This is a genomic window from Botrimarina sp. (genome assembly GCF_040219535.1).
Taxonomy (GTDB): domain Bacteria; phylum Planctomycetota; class Planctomycetia; order Pirellulales; family Lacipirellulaceae; genus Botrimarina.
This window is the reverse complement of the sequence record NZ_JAVJSH010000016.1, coordinates 217,477-238,454: the sequence shown is the minus strand read 5'-3', so window position 1 is coordinate 238,454 and position 20,978 is coordinate 217,477. Positions and strand designations below refer to the sequence as shown.

Annotated in this window: 19 protein-coding genes; 11 read left to right on the top strand and 8 right to left on the bottom strand. The window is 70.6% G+C overall.

Annotated features, from left to right (window positions below; translation table 11 throughout):
• The first annotated feature begins 13 nt into the window (after positions 1-13).
• The 4 genes from gcvPB to RIC11_RS08860 all read left to right on the top strand — a co-directional run bounded on the left by gcvPB (position 14) and on the right by RIC11_RS08860 (position 3,814).
• Entirely contained in the window at positions 14-1,522 is a 1,509-nt protein-coding gene (gcvPB, locus tag RIC11_RS08875) for an aminomethyl-transferring glycine dehydrogenase subunit GcvPB (RefSeq protein WP_350210402.1), read from the top strand.
• 85 nt (positions 1,523-1,607) lie between these two features.
• Positions 1,608-2,405 (top strand): lipoate--protein ligase family protein, encoded by a 798-nt coding sequence (locus tag RIC11_RS08870; RefSeq protein WP_350210400.1) that lies wholly within the window; start codon positions 1,608-1,610, stop codon positions 2,403-2,405.
• 407 nt (positions 2,406-2,812) lie between these two features.
• Positions 2,813-3,511 carry an FHA domain-containing protein gene (locus RIC11_RS08865; protein WP_350210398.1) on the top strand — a complete coding sequence of 233 codons (699 nt, stop codon included), beginning with the start codon at positions 2,813-2,815 and terminating at the stop codon, positions 3,509-3,511.
• Positions 3,512-3,562: 51 nt separating this feature from the next.
• Positions 3,563-3,814 (top strand): hypothetical protein, encoded by a 252-nt coding sequence (locus RIC11_RS08860; protein ID WP_350210396.1) that lies wholly within the window; start codon positions 3,563-3,565, stop codon positions 3,812-3,814.
• A 55-nt stretch (positions 3,815-3,869) separates the two neighbouring features.
• On the opposite strand, the gene RIC11_RS08855 is transcribed toward RIC11_RS08860, so the two are convergent.
• A complete protein-coding gene (locus RIC11_RS08855) occupies positions 3,870-4,457 on the bottom strand; it encodes a hypothetical protein (protein ID WP_350210394.1) in 588 nt (195 codons plus the stop codon).
• Positions 4,458-4,764: 307 nt separating this feature from the next.
• Between RIC11_RS08855 and RIC11_RS08850 the strand changes: the two genes are divergently transcribed.
• Together RIC11_RS08850 and RIC11_RS08845 are read left to right on the top strand one after the other, a co-directional pair.
• Positions 4,765-5,502, top strand: coding sequence for a tetratricopeptide repeat protein (locus RIC11_RS08850; RefSeq protein ID WP_350210392.1), 738 nt, complete (start codon positions 4,765-4,767; stop codon positions 5,500-5,502).
• A gap of 484 nt (positions 5,503-5,986) precedes the next feature.
• On the top strand, positions 5,987-6,604 hold the full coding sequence (locus RIC11_RS08845) for a class I SAM-dependent methyltransferase (RefSeq protein WP_350210390.1): 618 nt from the start codon (positions 5,987-5,989) through the stop codon (positions 6,602-6,604).
• A gap of 281 nt (positions 6,605-6,885) precedes the next feature.
• On the opposite strand, the gene RIC11_RS08840 is transcribed toward RIC11_RS08845, so the two are convergent.
• From RIC11_RS08840 to RIC11_RS08820, 5 genes are all read right to left on the bottom strand, one after another.
• On the bottom strand, positions 6,886-7,602 hold the full coding sequence (locus tag RIC11_RS08840; RefSeq protein ID WP_350210388.1) for a manganese catalase family protein: 717 nt from the start codon (positions 7,600-7,602) through the stop codon (positions 6,886-6,888).
• A gap of 257 nt (positions 7,603-7,859) precedes the next feature.
• Positions 7,860-9,221: a sugar porter family MFS transporter gene (locus RIC11_RS08835; protein ID WP_350210386.1), complete on the bottom strand. Its 1,362-nt coding sequence runs from the start codon at positions 9,219-9,221 to the stop codon at positions 7,860-7,862.
• Between the two features lie 301 nt (positions 9,222-9,522).
• The gene (locus RIC11_RS08830) at positions 9,523-11,109 is read right to left on the bottom strand and encodes a sialate O-acetylesterase (protein WP_350210385.1); all 1,587 of its coding nucleotides are present in this window, start codon (positions 11,107-11,109) and stop codon (positions 9,523-9,525) included.
• Positions 11,110-11,238: 129 nt separating this feature from the next.
• The gene (locus tag RIC11_RS08825; protein ID WP_350210383.1) at positions 11,239-12,342 is read right to left on the bottom strand and encodes an NAD(P)/FAD-dependent oxidoreductase; all 1,104 of its coding nucleotides are present in this window, start codon (positions 12,340-12,342) and stop codon (positions 11,239-11,241) included.
• Between the two features lie 28 nt (positions 12,343-12,370).
• On the bottom strand, positions 12,371-13,147 hold the full coding sequence (locus tag RIC11_RS08820; protein WP_350210381.1) for a TIGR04282 family arsenosugar biosynthesis glycosyltransferase: 777 nt from the start codon (positions 13,145-13,147) through the stop codon (positions 12,371-12,373).
• Between the two features lie 544 nt (positions 13,148-13,691).
• Here RIC11_RS08820 and RIC11_RS08815 point away from each other — a divergent pair.
• From RIC11_RS08815 to arsS, 3 genes are all read left to right on the top strand, one after another.
• Positions 13,692-14,336: an ImmA/IrrE family metallo-endopeptidase gene (locus RIC11_RS08815; protein ID WP_350210379.1), complete on the top strand. Its 645-nt coding sequence runs from the start codon at positions 13,692-13,694 to the stop codon at positions 14,334-14,336.
• 147 nt (positions 14,337-14,483) lie between these two features.
• Positions 14,484-15,452 carry an arsenosugar biosynthesis arsenite methyltransferase ArsM gene (gene arsM, locus RIC11_RS08810; protein WP_350210377.1) on the top strand — a complete coding sequence of 323 codons (969 nt, stop codon included), beginning with the start codon at positions 14,484-14,486 and terminating at the stop codon, positions 15,450-15,452.
• Between the two features lie 125 nt (positions 15,453-15,577).
• The gene (gene arsS / locus RIC11_RS08805; protein ID WP_350210375.1) at positions 15,578-16,591 is read left to right on the top strand and encodes an arsenosugar biosynthesis radical SAM (seleno)protein ArsS; all 1,014 of its coding nucleotides are present in this window, start codon (positions 15,578-15,580) and stop codon (positions 16,589-16,591) included.
• Between the two features lie 25 nt (positions 16,592-16,616).
• On the opposite strand, the gene RIC11_RS08800 is transcribed toward arsS, so the two are convergent.
• Together RIC11_RS08800 and RIC11_RS08795 are read right to left on the bottom strand one after the other, a co-directional pair.
• Positions 16,617-17,522: an SDR family NAD(P)-dependent oxidoreductase gene (locus RIC11_RS08800; RefSeq protein WP_350210373.1), complete on the bottom strand. Its 906-nt coding sequence runs from the start codon at positions 17,520-17,522 to the stop codon at positions 16,617-16,619.
• Positions 17,523-17,553: 31 nt separating this feature from the next.
• Positions 17,554-18,657, bottom strand: a complete 1,104-nt coding sequence (locus RIC11_RS08795) for a phytanoyl-CoA dioxygenase family protein (RefSeq protein ID WP_350210372.1) — start codon at positions 18,655-18,657, stop codon at positions 17,554-17,556.
• Positions 18,658-18,875: 218 nt separating this feature from the next.
• Between RIC11_RS08795 and RIC11_RS08790 the strand changes: the two genes are divergently transcribed.
• Entirely contained in the window at positions 18,876-20,270 is a 1,395-nt protein-coding gene (locus tag RIC11_RS08790; protein ID WP_350210370.1) for a vitamin K epoxide reductase family protein, read from the top strand.
• Positions 20,271-20,421: 151 nt separating this feature from the next.
• Positions 20,422-20,826, top strand: coding sequence for a very short patch repair endonuclease (locus tag RIC11_RS08785; protein ID WP_350210368.1), 405 nt, complete (start codon positions 20,422-20,424; stop codon positions 20,824-20,826).
• The last annotated feature ends 152 nt before the right edge of the window (positions 20,827-20,978 follow it).

Sequence of the window (20,978 nt, the reverse complement as noted above, 5' to 3'; positions counted from 1 at the left end):
CGCGGTGACCCTTATGCGAAACACCCACAGCACCCAGCTCCTGTTCGACCTCACCAAGCCGGGCCGCCGCGCGCTCCGCCTGCCGGAACTCGACGTGCCCGAGCGGCCCGTCGACGAGCTCCTCCCGCCGAGCGTGCTCGCCGAGCGCGCGCCGGACATGCCCCAGCTGGCCGAGCCGCAGGTCGTGCGGCACTTCACGAACCTGTCGACGCAGAACATGTCGGTCGACACCCACTTCTACCCCCTCGGGTCGTGCACGATGAAGCACAACCCGAAGCGGAACGAGCGGGCCGCGTCGCTCCCAGGCATCGTCGACCTGCACCCGTACCAGCCCGAGGAATCGATCCAGGGCATGCTCGAGCTGCTGTACGAGATGCAGCAGTACCTCTGCGAGATCTCCGGCCTGCCAGCGTGCAGCCTGCAGCCCGCGGCCGGCGCGCACGGCGAGCTGACCGCGCTGTGGGTCGCCGCCGCTTACTTCAAGGACCAGGGCCAGGCCCACCGCCGAAAGGTCCTGGTGCCCGACAGCGCCCACGGCACCAACCCGGCCAGCGCGATCATGGCCGGCTTCGAGGCGGTCACCGTCAAGACGCTCACGTCGGGGGCCGTCGACATGGACGACTTCCGCGCGAAGCTCTCGGACGACATCGCCGTGTTCATGATCACCAACCCGAACACGGTCGGTGTCTTCGAGCCGGAGATCGGCACGATCTGCGACGAGGTCCACGCCCGTGGCGGGCTCGTGTACCTCGACGGGGCCAACATGAACGCCATCCTCGGCATCACCCGCCCGGGAGACTGGTCTTCTACTGGCGAGGGCCGGGGCGCCGACATGCAGCACTACAACCCCCACAAGACCTTCAGCGGCCCCCACGGCGGCGGCGGCCCCGGCGCGGGGCCGATCTGCGTGGCCGAGATGCTGCGGCCGTACCTGCCCGCGCCGGTCGTCGCCAAGCGGTCAGCCGACGACAACCCGCAATCCGCAGTCCGCGACCCGCAATACTACTTGGACTACTCCTCAGAGAAGTCCATCGGCCGCGTCCGCTCGTTCTTCGGCAACACGGGCGTGCTGGTCCGGGCCTACTGCTATATCCGCACCCACGGCCCCGACGGCCTGCGGCGTGTGAGCGAGCAGGCGGTGCTCAACGCGAACTACTTGCTCAGCCGGGTGAAGCACTTCCTGCCCGTGCCGCAGGGGGACCGCTGCATGCACGAGTTCGTCGCCTCGGCGAAGAAGCTCAAGGCCGACCGCGGCGTCACCGCGATGGACATCGCCAAGCGGCTGCTCGACTACGGAGTGCACGCCCCGACGGTCTACTTCCCGCAGACCGTGCCGGAGGCCCTCATGTGCGAGCCGACCGAGACCGAGAGCAAGGAGACCCTCGACCTGTTCGCCGAGACCCTCTTCCGCATCACCGAAGAGCCCGCCGAGCTGCTCCACGAGGCGCCCCACACGACGGCCATCAGCCGCCCGGACGAGGTGAACGCCGCACGGAACCCGACGCTGTGTCACTGCGGGTGATCAGATTTCTCACGCAAAGCCGCAAAGGCGCAAAGGAAGTCGCTTAGCCGATGTTTGGCGACTTCGCGCCTTTGCGTGACTCCCCATGCCGCTCGACTGCCGCCTGATCATCGACCCGCCGGCCCCCGGCGCGTGGAACATGGCGGTCGACGACGCGCTGCTTCAGAGCGTCGCCGAGGGGGGCCGGCCCACGCTGCGGCTCTACCAGTGGAGCGAGCCCACGCTCTCGCTCGGCTACTTCCAGAGTTACTCCGATCGCGACCGCCACGAGCCGAGCCGGTCGCTCCCCTGCGTGCGTCGGCGCACCGGCGGCGGGGCGATCGTGCACGACCACGAGCTGACCTACTCGCTGTGCCTGCCGACCGATTCGGCCCTCGCCCGCGACCACCGCGCGCTGTACTGCAAGGCCCACCGGGCGGTGATCGCGGCGGTCGGCCAGCTCGGCGGCGAGGTGAGCCGGCTCACGCTGTGCGACCCCGACCGGACCACTGGGCGGTCCGACGAGCCGTTCCTCTGCTTCCTCCGCCGCAGCGACGGCGACCTGCTCGTCCAAGGCCCCCCGCCCGGGGGCGTGAATAGCCCGGGGGTTGCGGGCCGATACAAGGTTGGCGGCTCAGCCCAGCGGAAACTCCGCGGCGCCCTGCTGCAGCACGGCAGCGTGCTGGTCCAGCAATCGGTGATGGCGCCAGAGTTGCCCGGGTTGAGCGAACTGGGTGTCACCGACGCGTCGGTCGATCGGCTCGCCGGCAGCCTCACCCGCCAGCTACAGGAGCAACTCGGACTCGCTGGTCGATCGAGCCAGCTAACCGCTTCGGAGCAAGCGGCTATCCGCAGCTTGATCGACTCTCACCACACCTCCGCCACGTGGCTCCGCAAGCGGTGAGGCGGATCGAACGCCCCTTTCGAATTTCCAACCGGGCAGAGGCGCCCGACTGCCGTTTGGCTTACATTGACAGCTGCGCAGCCGAAGGTCGGAAAGCGATCGATTTGCACGGTGGCTCAACGGTCGATGGCAGCGCTTCGGCATCCCGAATTCCGCGACCGAATGCGTCCTGAGAGCGTAGAACAACCGAGCTAAAAACGTCGGCGACGGCCGGCGCCCAACCACGGGCAGAACCCACGACGGGCTCTTCCCCCAACCCCGAGGCCAATATCCAACCCTCAACCCGCGACGCAGGCCGCATCGCGGACCCGGAACAACTCCTAAGCGCTCCCACCACGACGCCCCCGCTGGCGTTCTTCTCTGGTGCGTGAGCAGCCCAGCCCCAACAAGGCGTAGGAAAGAGGAACATGAAGCTAACCGTGCTCGCCGGCGCCAAAGCCGGGACGGCTGTGCCGATCAAGAAATCGTCGTTCATCATCGGACGATCGAAGGAGTGCGCCCTGCGTGCCGGCAGCGAGGCGATCAGCCGAAAGCACTGCGAGCTCAAGGTGACCGACTCCGGCGTGACCGTTGAGGACCTGGGCAGCAGGAACGGGACCTACGTCAACGACGAGAAGGTCGAGGGCGCCTACACGCTGTCCAACGGCGACCGCCTGCGGATCGGGCCGCTCGAGTTCCGCTACGACGCGGAGGGCGAGCTCAAGAAGGCCAAGGCCCCCAAAATCGCCGACGCGGCCGAGGCCGTGCAGCGAAAGGCTTCCTCCTCGGCCGACCAAGACAACTTCGAGGCCTCGATCAGCGACTGGCTGCTCAGCCCGCCCGAACCGGCCGGCCGAGCGCCCAACCTGGGCGAGACCATGAGCATGCGGACCGACGAGACCCGCCAAGTGGTCGACGACACCGCCGACACGGCCGAGGTCCAAGACGCCGGCGACGGCGAGCCCGCCGACGGCGAGCCCAGCGAAACGGCCGACGACGACGGGACCCCAGACAAGAAGGGCAAGAAGAAGCCCGGCAAGCTCCCCTTCCGCCCCTCGGCGCCGCAGGCGAAAGACAGCCGCGAGGCGGCCGAGCAGGTCCTCCGAGAGATGTCCCGCCGCCGCTGAGCCGCCGCAAGCTGCCCCGACGAGCGACCCCGGAGCCAGAGAGCGTCCCCGATGGACACGCCGAAACGGAAGAAAGCCCCCGTCGCCGGCGTGTTGGGGATCGGCCTCGACAACGCCGACGGGCACAAGCGGCTGACCCGCGGCAAAGACTTCTTGCTCGCCGGCGGGTCCGAAGAGACCCACGCGCAGATGCAGGAGACCATGATCAAGGTCACCGAGCGGCTCGACCAACGCGGCAAGCGGATCCGCGACGCCTCGCCCGACGAGCTGCGCGACCTGATCAGCGAAGCGGCCGACCGATAAACGGCCGGCCGCGTCGCCGGATCAAGCGCGTTGGGTGGCGGCTGAAGCCCGGGGCTCAGTCCGCCCGGAGGGCCTCCGACTCGGCCAGCGCCTGCTCGGCGTCTTGCTGGGCGGAGTCTTCTAGCGTGGGCTCGGCGGCCGTGTCGCCCCGTTCGGCGCTGATCATCGCGGCCTCGGCCGGCGTGAGCCGCACGTAGCCCAGGTCGCGGATCACCTCGAGGACCTCGCTGCACGTCGGGAACATCCGGCCGCTGCGACGCTTGTACTCGTCCATCGCGTTCATGAACTCGACCTCCTGGTCGCTGTAGTCGCGTTCGCAAGTGGTCGGGTCGATCTGCCGGCGGCGGTTGACCTTCTCCCGTCGCTCCAGCTTCGGCGCTTCGGACTCGGCGGCCGATTCCTCCCGGCGGTCGGCGCCCGCGCGGCGGTCGATCGTGACCAGCTCTTCGCCCGCCGAGCGGCGCTTGGCCGGCTTCCCCGCGGCGGCCTTCGCGGCGGGCTTCTTCGTGGCCTTCGCCTTGGCGGACTTGGCGTTCGACGCCTTGCCCGCTTTCGTGGCCGCGCTGCGGCTGGGGCTCTTGCCGGCCTTCGCGGCGGCGGGCTTCTTCGCGGTCTTCTTGGTCGGGGTCTTGGTCTGGGCCACAGGCGGGGGACTCCTCGGCGGGGCCAGGGGCGGCGGGGCTTCCGGAAGGGACCGTTTCGGCTCGCCGACCTGGCGGATGGGGGGGGCGACACGTGCAAGCATCGACCCCGCCCCGTGGCAAGGCGTAGCGGCCAGCGAAGATTTCCCGTCTGCGGGGTCGTGCGCGGTGGGGCGGTCTTTTCGGCCGCATCTGCTGTTCCGCTCGCGCCACGCACCTTGCCTTGCGGCCCGCGCCGGCCGTTGCTACGGTCCCCCGCCCGACCCTAAGAACCCGCACGACCCTGCGCTCCCGCCAGGCGAGGCCGGAATGTCTAGCCGTTTGATGACCCACGCCACCCGTTTGTGCGCCTGCCTCGCGGCCGGGCTCGCGGGTTGCAACTCGGTCCAAAACCAAACCCTCAACGCCGAAGGGGTCGCCCTCTACCGCCAGGGCGCCTACCCGCAGGCGGCCCAGAAGTTCCAAGAGGCCATCGCCAAGCGGCCCGACCTGGGCGACGGCTACTACAACCTGGCCGCGGCCCTGCACCAGTCCGGCGTGCGGCACAACCGCCCCGACGACCTCCGCCAAGCCGAGGACCTCTACAACCAGGCCCTTGACCGCTCCCCCAACCACGCGGAGTGCTACCGCGGCCTGGCCGTGCTCTTGAACGAGACCGATCGCCGCGACGCCGCGTTCCGCCTGCTGAACAACTGGGCCATCGCCAGCCCCCAAAACCCCGACCCCAAGATCGAGATCGCCCGCCTGCTCGAAGAGAGCCAGCGGCCCGAAGAGGCCGAGACCCAGCTCGTGCAAGCCATCACGATCGACCCCAACAACGCCCGCGCCCTGGCCGCCCTCGGCCGGTTGCGCGACGAGGCCGGCGACCACATGCAGGCGCTGCAGAACTACCAGCGGTCGCTGGCCGTGAACCGCTTCCAACCGCAGGTGGCCGCGCGGGTCGCCACGCTCCAGTCGGCGGCCGGCTCGGCCGCGACGCTCACAACCGGCCCCAGCGGCACGCGCCTGGGCGCGGCGCCGTCCGTGCCGCCGCCGCTGCGGTACTGACCCCGGCCAGACGCGACCGGCGCTCGCTTCCTTTTGATTCGAAACGCGACACGCCCGTTTCGATGCGTGTGTCACGCTTAAACGGCCATTTCCGGGCCTAAGTGCAGGCGTCGCAACGGGTTCTGATTCGTTACGCGGCAAACCGCCTGACAACTTATCCGCGCCCCCTCGCCAGCAAGAAACCCCGCATTATGCCGCGGCGTGGTGGGGCTCCTTCGTGTTTTGGCCGCGCGACTCCGATTCGGCCGGCGCCGCGACGAGGCCACTACCGACTCTCGTCGGCGATCGCCCGCGGACAGGGCGGCCAAGGACAGGGCGGCCGACGACAGGGCGAACGTGCGCGAATCGAATAACGGTTCCGCGCCGTCCGCACATCAGCCGGGCCCCCTGCGCGTTTTGCGTGGTCCCGCAACGCGCGGCGAACCGCTACGCTCGGCGGGTTGTCCCCCCGCCGTAACCGATCCACTCCTACCGGACCCCAGGCATGTACAACCGACACGTGGCGCCGCGGCTGGTGCACCACATCTGCTCGTCCGCCCCGATCACCGAGCAACGCAAGCGCGTCGTGTCGCAAGCCTCCGGCACGGTGCTCGAGATCGGCATCGGCTCGGGGCTGAACCTGCCGCACTACGACGGCCAAGCGGTCGAGCGGGTGATCGGCGTGGAGCCGGACCTGTCGATGCTGAAGCTGGGCCGCGAGCGGGTGGCCGCGGCGCCGTTCGCTGTGGAAGTGATCGAGGGCTCGGCCGACGCGATGCCCCTCGACGACTCCTCGGCCGACTGCGCGGTGATCACCTACACGCTCTGCACGGTCGCCGACCCGGCCGCGGTCCTATCGGAGCTCCGTCGGGTGCTCAAGCCGGAAGGCCGGCTGCTGCTGTGCGAGCACGGCGCCGCGTCCGGCTCGGCGGCCCGCACAACGCAGCACGCGGTCAATGGCCTCTGGCGCCGGCTGATGCTCGGCTGCAACCTCAACCGCGACCCGATCGGGCTCATCGAGCAAAGCGGCTTCGAGTTCGTCGACCACGAGCGCTTCGTGCTCAGCCCCTTGCCGGCCGTGATCGGCAGCCACTACGTGGGCCAAGCGCGGAAAGCCGCGTAGCGGCGCGGCGAGAGGGTTCACGAGCTGCCCACGAATGGAACGAATCGAAGCGAATCGAAACCAGCAATTCGCCGCAGTTCAGCGACCCCAGTAAACTGCTACGAGCCGAGCTGCGTCCGTCAGGGAGCGACCGGGCGACTCGCAAGCCCCCTTGGTCGCTCCCTGACGGTCTCGGTTCGGTGTGTGGCTGTTCGTTGAAGCGACATTAGAAAAAAGGCCGGCAGCCACTCGCGGTGGCTGCCGGCTTTGGTTGTCTCTGACCGGTCAACGCTCGGCGGGCGTCAGCTCACGGCCATGCCGCTGAAGGCCGGGTTCTCGACGACCTCGACGTCGTCGGCCGTGTTCCACGGGCCTTCGGAGTCTTGGCCGGCGTCGCCGTCGCCGGTGGAGTCGTTGTAGTACGGGGTGACGTACTCCTCGTCGGCTGGCAGGTCGCCGATCTCGAGCGGGCCCTTGTCCATGCTCTCTAGCGCGCGGCCGAACGCCTTGAGGTGGGCGATCTCGCGGGCCATGAGGAACTTCAGCGCGTCGCGGCTGCCGGCGTCGTCGGTGTATTTGAGCAGCCGCTCGTAGACGATCTTCGCGCCGGCCTCGGCGGCCATGTTGTTGCGGAGGTCGACCTCGAGCTGCCCGGAGACCGACACGTAGTCGGCCGTCCACGCGGCGCCCTGCGAGTTGTGCAGGCCCACGCCGCCGCCGCCCACCAACGCGATCAGCGGGTCGGCCATCGCGGCCTCGTCCGACTCGCGGAGCGGCTTCAGGTGCATGCGCGCCAGCGCGCCGATCACCTCGAGGTGGCTCAGCTCTTCGGTGCCGATATCCATCAACAGGTCGCGGCGGGCCGGGTCCTCGCAGTTCATCCCCTGCACGGAGTACTGCATCGCGGCGGCCAGTTCGCCGTTCTCACCGCCGAACTGTTCGAGCAGCATCTTGCCGAAGCGCGGGTCGGCTTCGCCGACGTTAACCTCGAACATCAGCTTTTTCACGTGGTGGTACATCGATCGCTCCCTTGGGGTGCGGATAGGTTTACGGTTCCGAGCGCATCGCTCGCGCAACCCCGGACCGTGGTTGCAAACCGCGCGCCAGCGACAGCCTCGACGGGGACAGCCTCGACGGGTTAGTCGCTTGGCCGAGCCGCGACCGTAAGGGAGCGACCAACCAGGTCGATGAGCCGCCCGGTCGCTCCCTGACGGTCGCGGCTCGCGCGCTCGATTTTTGGTCCGATCGACGGATCCGGAGGCCGACGCGAGTGCTGTTACGCGATGCCGAGCTCGCGCTGCAGCTCCTCGAGCGGCACGTCCTTCGTCTCGGGGACCATCCGCCAGACCCAGAGCAGTTGCAGCACCATCATCGCGGCGAAGAAGCCGAACACGGCCGACGGGGCGAACAGGGTCACCATCTTCGGGAAGACGAGCGTCAACACCGCGGCCGCGACCCAGTGCGTGGCCGACCCGAGCGACGCGCCGGCCGCGCGGTGGCGGTTCGGGAAGATCTCCGAGATGAACACCCAGATCACCGCCCCCTGCCCGACCGCGTGGGCCGCGATGAACGCGAACAGGCACGGCGGCACGATGGCGAAGTTCTCGGTCGCAAACGCCCAGCTGCACAGCCCCAGCGACACGATGTACCCCACGCTGCCCACGTACAGCAGCGTGCGGCGGCCGAGCTTGTCGATCAGCGCGAGGCCGACCAGCGTGAACACGAGGTTCACCAGCCCCAGCCCGGTCGACTGCAAGAAGGCCGCCTGCGACCCCAGGCCGGTCAGCTCGAAGATCCGCGGCGCGAAGTAGAGCACCGCGTTGATGCCCGAGAGCTGGTTGAACAACGCGATCAGGAAGGCGAGCAGGATCGGCTTGCCGAGGCCCGCGTTCCAGAGGTTGTGGCTGTGCGACTCGGCCTCGGCGGCCGCGGCGATCGCGTCGAGCTTGTCGCTCGCTTCTTGCTCCGTTTCGGCGCCGCCGACACGCTCCAGCACCCGCGCGGCCGCGTCGCGGTCGCCCCGCACGGCGATCAGCCACCGCGGGCTCTCGGGGATGGCGAAGCAGGCGAGCGTGTACAGCAGCGCGGGCAGGCCCTCCACGCCGAGCATCCACCGCCACGCGTCGTCGCCCAGGGGCCGCAGCGCGGCGTTGGACAGGTACGCGATGAGGATGCCCAGCACGATGTTGAACTGGTACAAGCCCGTGAGCCGGCCACGCAGCCGCGGCGGCGCGATCTCGGCGATATAGAGCGGCGCCGCGACGGTCGACACGCCCACCCCCACGCCGCCGAGGAAGCGGGCGATCATGAACGAGTACTCGTCCCAAGCGAGGCCCGACCACACGGCCGACACGAAGTACAACAGCCCCACGCCCATCAGCGTCGGCTTGCGGCCGAACCTGTCGGTCGGGAACGATCCGATGACCGAGCCGAGCACCGTGCCCCACAGCGCCGCGCTGAGGGCCAGGCCGTGCACCAGGTCGCCCAGCTCCCACAGCGACTGCACCCGCTGCTCGACGCCGGAGATCACCGCCGTGTCGAAGCCAAACAAGAAGCCTCCCAGCGCGGCGATCAGGGCGCTGGTGAAGAGGGCCGAGCGGGACTTCACAGCGTGCTCCGGGTGCGAGAGAAGGGCCACGACGAGGCGCCGCCGCGCGCTATCGGCGGCTGGCGATGGGGGGCATCGTGCGCAAGATGCGGCCTCGTGAAAAGCCCGTTCGGGCCGCGTGGGTTGCGCAGTCGGGGGTGCTCGGGTGCTCCCGGCCCGCGCAGCCGGGCGTGATCGGGCCCAGGCTGATCGAACTGCGGCCACGCCGGCCTGCGACGAGGCGCCGCCCAAGCCCCGCGGCTGCTTCGCCCGGCTGCTTCGCCTAAGGGTGGGGTGTGGCCGAGCGGCTGCGTGTCGGTCGGCCCGCCGAGAGAGCGGAAGCGGCGCCGTTTCAGTACGTGACTTCTTCGTCCGACCAGTCGTCGGTGCGGAACGGCGTTAGCGGCAGCCACTGCGAGTCGTACACGTTCACCCGCGGGTTGTTCGCCCAGCCGTAGCGGACGGCGACCGGCCGGTCGACCTCCGGCGAGGTGAGCTTGATCCGGTTCTTGTCGATGGTCTCGGCCTCGGCCGGGTAGAAGCGCTTGTCCTCGCCGGCGATCGCGAAGCCGCGCGGCGCGACGCCGTCGAACGTGCAGAGCTTGCCGGCGACGCGCCGGAACACGGCGACGGCCGCGGTGCCGTCGGTCTCGAGCGAATCGAACCGCGGGCTGCGGCCCTCGAGGCCCTTGCCGTAAGTATCGGCCAGCGCGAGCCGCGCCAGGCGGAGGCCCACGTCGCGTTTGTTCTGCGGGTGGATGTCGTTCGCTTCGCCCAGGTCGATGATCACGGCTTGCCCGGTCGCTGGCAGGTCGTCGGCGACCTGCGACTGGGCCTCGCGCAGGTGGGCCCAGTCGGACGCCTCGGCGGCGGACCGGGCCTCGTCACGGAAGTCGGCCAGCTGGACCCAGTAGAACGGGAAGTCGCCTTGACCCCAGGCGTCGCGCCAGGCGCGGATCGTCGTGGCGAACAGCTCGCGGTACGACGCGTGGCGGCCGGCGTTCGATTCGCCCTGGTACCAGATGACGCCTTTGATCGCCATCGGCGCGAGGGGCAGGACCCGGGCGTTGTAAAGGTTGGCCGGCCGGTTCTGGCCGAACAGCGGGTTGTTGACCCAAGGCCGCTCGGGCAGCGGCTCGCCGGCCGCGTACGCGGCGTCGCGACGCTCGTAGAACTCGGCCAGGCGCTCCGCGTAGTCGGCCCGGAGGGCGGCCTCGTCGTGCTCGGCCTCGCGCTCGCGCCATTGGCGGAGGTAGTCGGCGAACGCCTCGTTGCCTTCGAGCCGGTCCATCGGCGCCCAAGCCTCACAGGCCGACCCGCCCCAAGCGTTGCGCACCAGGCCGATCGGCACGTCGAGCGCCTCGTTGAGCTGCACGCCGAAGAAGTACCCGACCGCGGAGAACGACTCGGCGGCCTCCGGCGAGCAGACCTTCCACGCCTGATCGATGTCGCCCAGGGGCTCTTGGCAGCCGAGCTGGTCGACTTCTAGCAAGCGGATCTGGGGTCGGTCGGCGGACATCCGCGCGAGGTCAGCGTCGCGCGAGCGCGACAGGGGCCACTCCATGTTGGACTGGCCGGAGCAGATCCAAACGTCGCCGACGAGCACGTCGCGGACGACGACCGGCTCGTCGGTCTGGTCGCCGCTGACGCGCAGGGTGAGCGGCTCGCCGACCGAAAGCGGGTCGAGCGTCACCCGCCAGCGGCCCGACCCGTCGGCGGTCGCTTCGTGCCGCTGCCCGCCGATCGACACTTGCACCCCCTCGCCCGCCGCAGCCGTTCCCCACACGGGGGCTGGCGCGTCGCGTTGCATCACCATGCGGTGCGAGAAGACCATCGGCAGCTCGACCTCGGCGATCGCCGGGCAGGCCGCCAAACAAACCAGGAGCGAAGCGAAGCGGGCGCGGGGCCGGGGCGTGGTGCGGGGCGTGGTGCGGGGCATGTCGTCAGGTTCGTTCGAGAAGAGGGCGACAAGGAATCGGCGCGCCGAAGCGGCGGCCACTATAACCGGCGCGCGGAGCGATCGCGAGGCGACCGATCCCGCCAGGGGATCGCCGTCCGCCTGCCACCATCAACTGGCTGCCCGCACCGGCGCGGCGCCACGAGCGGCGAACCGCGCCGGCGCGAACTCGGCGTGGGCGGCGGGCGGGGACTCGCCGAGGACCAGCGCCGCGATGATCGCGGCGGTTGGTGGGGAGAGCTGCAAGCCGCTGCGATGGTGGCCCGACGCGATCCACACGTTGTCGATCCCCGGCGCGGGACCGATCTGCGGGAGCGCGTCGGCCGAAGCGGGTCGCAGGCCCGCCCACACCGCCTCGACGCGGGCGTCGGCCAGCGCCGGCGCGATCTGGCCAGCGGCCCTCCGCAGAGCGGCCACGCCTTCTTCGGTGGTCGACTTGTCGAAGCCGGCTTCTTCGACCGTCGCGCCAACCAGCACCAATCCATCGCGGCGGGCGACAGCGTAGAACGGGTGGCGGTGCACGATCCCGTCGATCGGTTCGCCGCGTGGCGCGAGCAGCAGCATCTGGCCGCGCACCGGGCGACCCGGCGCGGCCACACGGAGCTGCTCGCCCAGCGCCGGAGACCAGCAGCCGGCCGCAAGGACGACCGCGTCGGCCGCGTACGGGCCGGCGGCCGTGACCACCTCCGCGACGCGCGGCCCCGCGCGGCGGAAGCCGGTGACCTCCGCGCCGGGCGCCAAGTGGACTCCGAGCATGCGGCAGCCCGCGGCGAGGGCTTTGAGCCGCCGCGGGTTGCGGACCTGTGCCTCCTGCGGGACGCGGCGCCCGTCGGCGCCGCCGGACCCGACGGCCACGCCCAGCTCCCGCCACCGCGACAGCACGCCCAGCACGTGGGCCTCGTTCGACTCGGTCAGCTGATAAACGGCCCCGCAGGCGGCGTACTGGTCGTCGACGCCGGTCGTTTCGCGTAGCCGCTGCGACAACTCCGCGTGCATCGGCGCGGCGGTCATCGCCAGGCGGTCGAGCGCCGGGTGGTCGACGTACCAGGAAGCCGGCGGCAGCACGCCGGCGCCGGCCCAAGACGCCTCGCGGCCGATCTCGCCCCGTTCGAGGAGCGTGACCGACAAGCCGCGCGTGGCCAGCTCGTACGCGACCGACAAGCCGATCGCGCCGCCGCCGATCACGATGGCGTCGCTAGTTCTGGCGCCGGGCATCGGCAGTCGTCGGGAGGGGGCGGCGGGGTCAGTCGATCGGTCCGAGCAGCTCGTCGAGCCGCTCACGCAGCGTCGACAGGGCCGAGTCGAGCGCCGGCGCGGCGGCGAGTTCCCGACGCATCCGGACGAGGTCGGGCGGCTCGTCGATATCGTACCACTTCGCCAGCCGGTGGTAATCGACTCCCAGCCGCCAACCGCTGTCCAACAGGCGTTGCTCGGTCGCTGCGAAGAGGTCCGACTCGCTCCAGGGCATCCCCTCGAAGATCGGCGGCGGACCGCCGGACGACGCGACCAGCCAGTAGCCGCCGTCGTCGCACGGCGCGAGCGCGACACGCCGCTGGGCGGCGGGCGTGGCGATGCGGCTTATCGCTTGTTGGACCGCAGCCATCGGAAAGTGCGGCGTGTCGGAGCCCATCAGCAACAGCGGCCCGTCGACCGCGCTAAAGAGCCCCCGCATCCGCGCGCCGAGGTCGCCGGTGGCTTGCGCGGTCACGGCCCAATCGCACGGCGCGGCGGCGACCGCGCTTTCGAACGACGCGACCGCCTCGGCAGGCGTCACGGCGAGCCGGCGCGCGAGCGCCAGCGGCGCATCCAGCGTCGACAGTCGCTGGAGGGTTGCTTCGAAGAACAGCCGCGACACGGCCGCCGCGTTCGCATCGCCCAGTCGGGCCGCGAGCCGCGTTTTAGTCGCACCGGGGGTCCAGTGCTTGGCGAACAGGCCGATCGTCAACCGCGTCGGGGCGGCCGTCGGCGCCGCGTCGGCTCCCCTCGGTGGAGGGGTCTTATCCGGTTCGTTCGGAGGCACAGTCGCCCGATTCAGAAGGATTCGAATGCTGTTTGCCGCACCCCCCATCCGGGCGCCTGCGGCGCCGTCAGGGGAGCGGCTCGCCGTACGCGGATGGTAAGCGGCGATCGCTGCTGATCTTACGCCGAGGCGCCCGGCGCCGGCTTGGTGGGCGCCGCCGCGACAGCGTTGCATGTGGCCGCAACCGAGCCGCCGGATTGGCGCTCCAGATCAAGCCTAAGTGCCTTTCGAAGAATGACTTATGGCATTTGTTGATCGGTCCAAAACGGGCTGCGTAGCATTGAGTGAGCCTCGCTGAACCCCGCGGTCGTTAGCCGCGAATCCTCTCAACGAGGCGCCGGTCCCGAGAAGTCGGACCGTCCCAACAAACGCGTTGCACGCGCCGCTGACGATCGTCGTAAGGAGACCTCGATTCCTCACTCGTCGCTCGGCCGCGCTGCATCCATCGAACGCCGCACGACGAATCCCCATGCCGACTCGCTCTGTACGCCGCGAATACCACGGTAACCTGCCGGCGCGTCAAACGCGGCGACGCAACTCGACCGTGAGCGCTCGTGCGAGCCGCCCTTCGCACCCCAAGTCGCGCCGCGGCGCGATGGCGAAGAACGTCGAGCTGCCTTTCAGCCCGCCCGAAGACTGGCACGAGCCGGCCGAAGACGGCCGCGTGTTCCGTGTCGTGGAGCAGAAGCCTGGCGAGGGATACCGCCACGTGCTGACGGAGCGCGAGATCCGCGACCGGCTCGCCGAGCTGCCGCCACGGTTCCTCCGCGACCTGGAAGTCGTTCAGCTCAGCCGGATGACCCGCAAGAAGCAGTCGCTGCCGTGCTACGGCATGCAGTGGGGGCCGGCCCTGTACCTGTACCCGATCGACGAGTCGTTCACCGAGTACTTCGACCGCGCGCCCTCGCCGCTGGTCGAGAACGAGTGCCGGATGTACGGCGGCCGGTGGCGGCAGCTCGACGGCGGCGCGTGGCAGCTGATCTGGACCGAGTCGGCGATCAAGGACTTCTACCTGAACAACATCCTGATCCACGAGCTGGGCCACCTGCTCGACGACCGCAACAACAGCTACACCGACCGCGAGCGGTTCGCCGAGTGGTTCGCCACCGAGTTCGGATACCGCTGGACCGGCGGCGCCGACGCGCGGCGGCCCCGCCGGAAGGTCGTGCGCCGGCACCACAGCGCCTGAACGCCCCCCGCGGGGCGGCGCGCCCCGGGTGTAAGGCGTCGCACGCTGGCGGCCCGCCGAGCGCCTTTGCTTCGAGCGGCTTCGGCTCTACGGTTGGAGCATCCCGATGTTCCCCCCAGGAGGCCGGCGGCCGGTCCGGCAGTGGTCGTGTCGTACCTAGAAACCGTCGCGGCCGTGTACCGCGAAGCGGCGGCCGCCCCGGCCGAGAACCTCTGCTGCGTGAGCGGTCCGCCGCGGTCGCTCCCCGGCCTGGTCGTGCCCGACGCGATGCACGCGATGAACTACGGCTGCGGCTCGTCGGTCCGCGCCGAGGACCTCCGCGTGGGCCAGCGGGCGATCTATATCGGCGTGGGCGGCGGCCTCGAGGCGCTGGAGCTCGCCTACTTTACCCGCCGCCCGGAGGGCGTGGTCGCGGTCGACCCGGTCGCCGAGATGCGCGACGCCGCTCGGCGGAACCTAAAGGAGGCCGCGCGGCACAACGACTGGTTCGACCCGTCGTTCGTGGTCGTCACCGACGGCGACGCCCTCCACCTGCCGGCCGACGACCGCGCGTTCGACTACGCCGCGCAGAACTGCCTGTTCAACATCTTCAAGTCCGACCACCTGGCCCAAGCCTTGGCCGAAGCCCGGCGTGTGCTCAAGCCGGGCGGCCGCCTGGCGATGAGCGACCCGATCACTCCCGAGCCCCTGCCCGACCACCTGCGCGACGACGAGCGCCTGCGGGCGGCCTGCTTGTCGGGCTGCCAGACGCTCGGCGACTACTGCCGTGCGATCACCGACGCGGGCTTTGGCCAGCTCGAGGTCCGCCAGCGGCGCCCGTACCGCGTGCTCGACCGCGTGGGCTACGGCCTGGAGCGCCACGTGCTGCTGGAGTCGATCGACGTGGTCGCCGTCAACGTGCCCACGCCCGACGACGGCCCCTGCGTGTTCACCGGCAAGACCGCCACCTACGCCGGCCCCGACGCCGACTTCGACGACGGCAAGGGCCACCGCCTGCCCAAGGGCGTCCCGCAAGCCGTGTGCGACAAGACCGCCGCCGCCCTCGCCGCGCTGGGCCGCGACGATTTGCTCGTGAGCGAATCGACCTGGCACTACGCGGGCGGCGGGTGTTGCTGATCTTGCGGGTGGTCAGTGGTAAGTGGCCCGTGGTCAGTCGGTGGTCAGTGGTCAGTGGTCAGTGGTCAGTTGTGGGTCGTCCCGAGTCACGTGTCACCGGTCAACAGTCACCAGTCAGGGGCGGGATGCCTGGGAGCCTTTCGAATCTCCCGACGAGCTTCGCCGACAGGATCGGCGGGCCGCTCCGCGCGCGCGGGGCGATCACGACGCTGCAGGTCAACGTCGGCCTGGCGTGCAACCTGGCTTGCCGCCATTGTCACGTCGACTCGTCGCCGAAGCGGACCGCCGCGCACGAGAACCTCTCCACGGAGACCGCCCAGCGGCTCCTCGATTGGCTCGCCCGCGCCGACAGCATCGACACGGTCGACCTGACCGGCGGCTCGCCCGAGATGAACCCCTCTTTCCGGCGGATGGTCAGCGGAGCACGGGCGCTAGGCAAGCGGGTCATGAACCGCTGCAACCCGACGATCCTCGTGTACCGCGACGCGGCCGGCGAAGAGCCTTACGCTTGGGCGCCGGCCTTCTTCGCCGAGCACCTCGTGCACGTGGTCGCGTCGCTGCCGTGCTACCTGGAGGAGAACGTCCGCAAGCAGCGCGGCGTGCGTGCGTTCCCCGACTCGATCGCGGGGCTGCGTCGGCTGAACGACGCCGGCTACGGCCGCGACCCGCGATTGCGGCTGTCGCTCGTGTACAACCCGGTCGGCCCGTCGCTGCCGCCGCCGCAGGCGGCGCTCGAGGCGGACTACCGGCGCGTGCTGCGCGAGGAGTACGACCTGGAGTTCACCGAGCTGTGGACGCTCGCCAACATGCCGATCGCCCGCTGGCGCGAGGACCTCGCGCGGCGGGGCGAGCTGGAAGCGTACGAGCGGCGGTTGGTCGACGCGTTCAACCCGGCCACCGTCGATGGCTTGATGTGCCGCGGCCAGGTCCACGTCGACAGCCAAGGGCGTGTGTCCGACTGCGACTTCAACTACGCGCTCGGCCTCCGCACGCCGGGCCGCGAGGACCGCTACCTGTGGGAGATCGACCCGGACGCACTCGCCGGCCGAGACATCCGCACCGGGCCGCACTGCTTCGGCTGCACCGCGGGAGCCGGCAGTAGCTGCACCGGCGCGATCGAGGCCGGGAACGTTGGCTAGGTCGCGTCGCTGGGCCCTCATTAGCCTAAGCGGCGCGGCGCATTGGGCTTTCGACGGGCGCTGCGCGCTGGGTCTGCAGCACGCGTCGCAGCGCGGCCTCTGGGTCCGTGTCGAGCAACGCCAACCGGCGCCGCTTCGCCGCGACGCGGCGGCCCCGACCGAGCAGGTTCAGCCAGTCGACCATCCCCGGCGCGGCGGCCATCGCGCCGCGGACCCAGCGGCCGACCGGGTCGACGACCACGCAGCGCCGATTGCGTTCGACGCCGGCCACCGCCGCCCGCGCGACGCGGTCGATCGTCACACACGCCCAGGCGGGCGGTTCGCGTCGGCCCGGTTGGTCGGCCGCCTCTTCGATGATCGGCGTGCGTACGAAGCCCGGGCACAGCGTCGTGACGCCCAGCCCCGAGCGACCGTACTCGCCGCGCAAACAGGCCGCGTAGCCGACCAGCGCGTGCTTGGTCGCGCAGTACGCGGCCACGCGTGGCATCGGCGTGAGGCCGAGCACGCTCGCGACGAACAACACGTGGGCCTCCGGCCGCGCGAGCAGCGCGGGCAGCAACCGGCTCGTGAGCCGCATCGGCGCGAGCAGGTTCACCGCCACCAGCCGCTCTTGGCGGTCGAGCGGGCACCGGTCGGTCGCGCCGTGGTAGGCAACGCCCGCGTTGTTCACGAGCAAATCGACGCCCGCCCAGCGGCGTAGCAGGTCGTCCGCCAGCCGCTCGACCGCGTCCGCGTGGGCCAGGTCGCACGGCAACACGACCGCCCGCGCGCCGCGCGCCTCGACAGCCGATCGCACCCGCGCGAGCCCCGCGACGTCGCGGTCGGCCAGCGCCAGGCGCACGCCCTTGTCCGCCAATCGCAAGGCGATCGCCCGCCCGATGCCCCGTGCTGCGCCGGTGACCAGGGCGGTTTTGCCAGTCAGGGGGCGCATACGCGCGGGGCTCCGTCGGGGGGCGTGCGGGTCAGGCGGCCTTACGCGCGACGCGGGTCGGCTCGCCCCGCTCGAGCGATTCGACGGGCACGGTGCGGCTGAGCCCGAAGCGGTCCTCGCCGCGGAGCGTGGCCACGCCCCAGCGGTCCAGTTGGTACTTGCCGCCGTTGTAAACCGAGCGGTAGTACTTCTTGCCGGGGTAGACCGCCACGCTGGGCGGGATCGCCCGCAGGTTGAACGCCAAGCGGTGCCGGTCGGTGCGGTTGGGGGCCGAGCCGTGGATGCAACGCTCGGTGAACAGGATCATCTGCCCCGCGCGGCACGGCACCTCGACGATCTCGTGCTTGCTCTCGTCGAAGTCGAGCGAGAACTGTGCGTTGTAGAAGCCTTCCTTGCCGCCGAAGGTGATCGTGCGGATGCGGTCGTGCGTGCCCGCGGCGAAGCGGAGGCACCCGTTCTCGGTCGTCGAGTCGTCCACGGCGATCCAGGCGGTGATCTGGAACAGCTCGTTCCGGTCCGCCGGGAACAGCGCGGGGTCTTGGTAGTCCTCGACCATGAACGTGCTGGCCTGGTGCCACTGGATGGCCGGCGAGCCGGGGCCCTTGTAGAACACCTGCGACCGCCAACACAGCAGGTCGGGGCCGAGCAACTGGGCGATGCGGTCGGTCACGGCCGGCGAGTTCATGTAGTACCACAGCCGCGGCATCTCGAAGTGGCGGTCGCGCGGCGTGACGAAGCCGTACGTGCGCGACACCGAGTCCTCGATCGCCAGCAGGTCGCGCTTGAAGTCGCGCATCTGCTCGGGCGTGAACACGTCGAGCGGGCCGACGAAGCCACGCTCGTAGAACGACCGCAGCTGCTCGTGGCTGAGCTGGTGCTCCGGCGTCACGTTGGCCTTGGCCTCGATCTTCTTCGGCTTGCGGAACTCGCACGGCTGGTCGATGTAGGCCTGCGTCACGCCGCTGGCGATCAAGCGGTGGAACATCCGCGGGTCCCAGTTGCGGACGATCGACCTCAGGTCACGCGGCAGCGGCGAGGTGGGCAGCCGCAGCGCCTGGTAGGCGCGCAGCGCGGCCAGGCCGCCGACGATGGGGACGCGTTGCCAGAGCGGGCGGCGTTTGGGGTGCAGGTTCACGCGAGCGGTGGGTTGAAAAAGGCGGCCGCGTCCCGGCGACACGGGGCCCCACGGGCCCCCCCTCGCGCCAGACGCTTCTCCGAGGGTATCGGTCCTGCCGGCGGTCCGGATTGAGCGTACCCCGTCAGGCCCGGCGACTCAGCCACCGCACGCCCGGCGCGTATACTGGCGGTGGTTCCCCAGGGTCCCTCAACCGCTCGGCCTGCCGGCCGCTAGCAATGCCGCGACTACTCGCTTGGCTCGCCGGTCTGTTCGCCGCGACGGCGCTCGGCTTATCCGCGTACCTGCTGTGGGCGGGGCTCTCCGCGCAGCCGGTCTTCGGCTGCAGCTGGTCGGTGTTCGACTGCGACTCGGCCCTCGCTAGCCGCTGGAGCAAATGGCTGGGCATGCCGGTCGCCGCCGGCGGGGTGGCCTGCTACGGGGCCGCGCTAGTCGGCGTGGTGTTGGCCGGCGTCCGCCGCGCGCCGGTCGGTTGGCGGGTGCTGGAGGCCGTGGCGCCGCTGGCGGTTGGCGCCGGCGTGTGGTTCGTCGCGGTGCAGGCGGTGTGGCTCGAGTCGTTCTGCCTCTACTGCCTGCTCACCCACGCGGCCGGGCTGCTCATGGCGATAGCGATCGCAGCGTGGCGCGCCGCCGCGTTCGCGGGCGCCCACGCCGGCCCGGTCCTCGCCCCGATCGAGGGCCGAACGATCGCCGTCCGGCGAGACGACAGCCCGCCCGCGCTCGGCGCGGCCACGTTCGTCGGCGTGCTGGCGCTCGTCGCGCTGGTCACGGGCCAGTTGCTGGTCGCTCCGCCGACCAGCGCGACCTACGCGGCGGAGCTCGACGAGTCGTTCCGCTTCGCCGACGCGTCGCCGGCCGACGCGATCCCAGCCGAGGCCACTTCAGCGGAAGCGACTCAAGCCGAACCGCCGCCGGAGGCCGACACGGCCGGCGACTCCCCCGCCCCGGCGCCCGAGTCCGATCCTTACGCGCGGCAGCCCGGCGGCAGCCGCAACGTGAGCTTCCTCGGCGGCCGGCTCGAGCTCAACGCGTACGACCACCCGGTGCTCGGCTCGCCCGAAGCGCCCACGCTGATCGTCGAGATGATGGACTACGCGTGCCCCCACTGCCGCGAGTTCCACGACAAACTGGCCCGCGCCATCGAGCGCTTCGAGGGTCAGGTGGGCGTGATTGTGATGCCCGTGCCGAGCGAGATCTCTTGCAACCCCCACGTCCGCAAGGCGCGGGCCCAATCGGTCGGCGCGTGCTACGTGGCGCGGCTGTCGATCGCCGTCGCGGAGCTCGCGCCGGACCGCTTCGGGGCGTTCCACGCCGAGATGCTCAAAGCGGACACGATCCCGGGCCGGACCGCCGCGCTGCTGACCGCCCAGCAATACGTCGACGCGGACCGCCTGCGCGAGTACCTGCGCGGCTCGTCGGGGCAGATCGACCAGCGCGTGAAGCGCTATGTCGACCTGGCCGCCGCGTTGCAACGCAGCGGACGCTTCGGGTTGCCCACACAGATCCTCGGCGACAAGATCGTGGTAGGCCCGCCCGACACGGTCGACGCGCTCTGCCAAGCCTGGAACCAGACGCTGGGCCTCAAGGAACCATCGCGGCCGCTGCCGTTCTGAAGTGGCTGGTGACTGGTGGCTGGTGACCGGTCGTCAGCGCCGAGCCTCGTTAGCGTCGCGCGGCGGGCCGGAGGCTTTTGTTTTGGCCACCAATCACCAGCCACTGAACTAGCCACTGAGCTAGCCACTGGCCACCAGCCACGCATCACCCGTGTCCGACTCCCAACGCAGCCGCACGATGCGCGCCGTGAAGAGCCGCGACACGGGCCCCGAGGTGCGCGTCGCGCAACGGCTCGACGAGTTGGGAATTGCACACCGACGCGACGCTGCTGATCTGCCGGGGCGGCCGGACTTTGTCGTCGACGGCGCAGGGATCGCGATTTTCGTGCACGGCTGCTGGTGGCACGCACACGACTGCCACCGCGGCGCGCGCACGCCCAAGTCGAACCGCGACTACTGGGTCGCGAAGATCCAGCGCAACCGGCGCCGCGACCGCCGCGTGACGCGCGAGCTCCGCGCGGCCGGCTGGAGCGTGTGGGTCGTGTGGGAGTGCCGGCTGAAGCAGAGCGGCCTGCCCTCGCGGCTGGAGGGGACGCTGCGGGAATCCCTCCGTTAGCCGTCTGCCGGACCGTCACAGCCGGCACGACCTGTCGCGGCGACAAGCCAAGCGGCGGCCGCCGGCGCAGGCCGCCGCGCCATCGGCGGCGGCGAGCGGAGTAGGGTTTGGCGCCGATAAAGTCGCGCCCGCCACGCCCCCGCCCGCCCGCC

Excerpts from the sequence above, each read along its gene's own strand:
- gcvPB (WP_350210402.1), top strand. The coding sequence starts at position 14 with ATGCGAAACACCCACAGCACCCAGCTCCTGTTCGACCTCACCAAGCCG.
- RIC11_RS08870 (WP_350210400.1), top strand. The coding sequence starts at position 1,608 with ATGCCGCTCGACTGCCGCCTGATCATCGACCCGCCGGCCCCCGGCGCG.
- RIC11_RS08865 (WP_350210398.1), top strand. The coding sequence starts at position 2,813 with ATGAAGCTAACCGTGCTCGCCGGCGCCAAAGCCGGGACGGCTGTGCCG.
- RIC11_RS08860 (WP_350210396.1), top strand. The coding sequence starts at position 3,563 with ATGGACACGCCGAAACGGAAGAAAGCCCCCGTCGCCGGCGTGTTGGGG.
- RIC11_RS08850 (WP_350210392.1), top strand. The coding sequence starts at position 4,765 with ATGTCTAGCCGTTTGATGACCCACGCCACCCGTTTGTGCGCCTGCCTC.
- RIC11_RS08845 (WP_350210390.1), top strand. The coding sequence starts at position 5,987 with ATGTACAACCGACACGTGGCGCCGCGGCTGGTGCACCACATCTGCTCG.
- RIC11_RS08840 (WP_350210388.1), bottom strand. The coding sequence starts at position 7,602 with ATGTACCACCACGTGAAAAAGCTGATGTTCGAGGTTAACGTCGGCGAA.
- RIC11_RS08830 (WP_350210385.1), bottom strand. The coding sequence starts at position 11,109 with ATGCCCCGCACCACGCCCCGCACCACGCCCCGGCCCCGCGCCCGCTTC.
- RIC11_RS08825 (WP_350210383.1), bottom strand. The coding sequence starts at position 12,342 with ATGCCCGGCGCCAGAACTAGCGACGCCATCGTGATCGGCGGCGGCGCG.
- arsS (WP_350210375.1), top strand. The coding sequence starts at position 15,578 with ATGCCTGGGAGCCTTTCGAATCTCCCGACGAGCTTCGCCGACAGGATC.
- RIC11_RS08800 (WP_350210373.1), bottom strand. The coding sequence starts at position 17,522 with ATGCGCCCCCTGACTGGCAAAACCGCCCTGGTCACCGGCGCAGCACGG.
- RIC11_RS08790 (WP_350210370.1), top strand. The coding sequence starts at position 18,876 with ATGCCGCGACTACTCGCTTGGCTCGCCGGTCTGTTCGCCGCGACGGCG.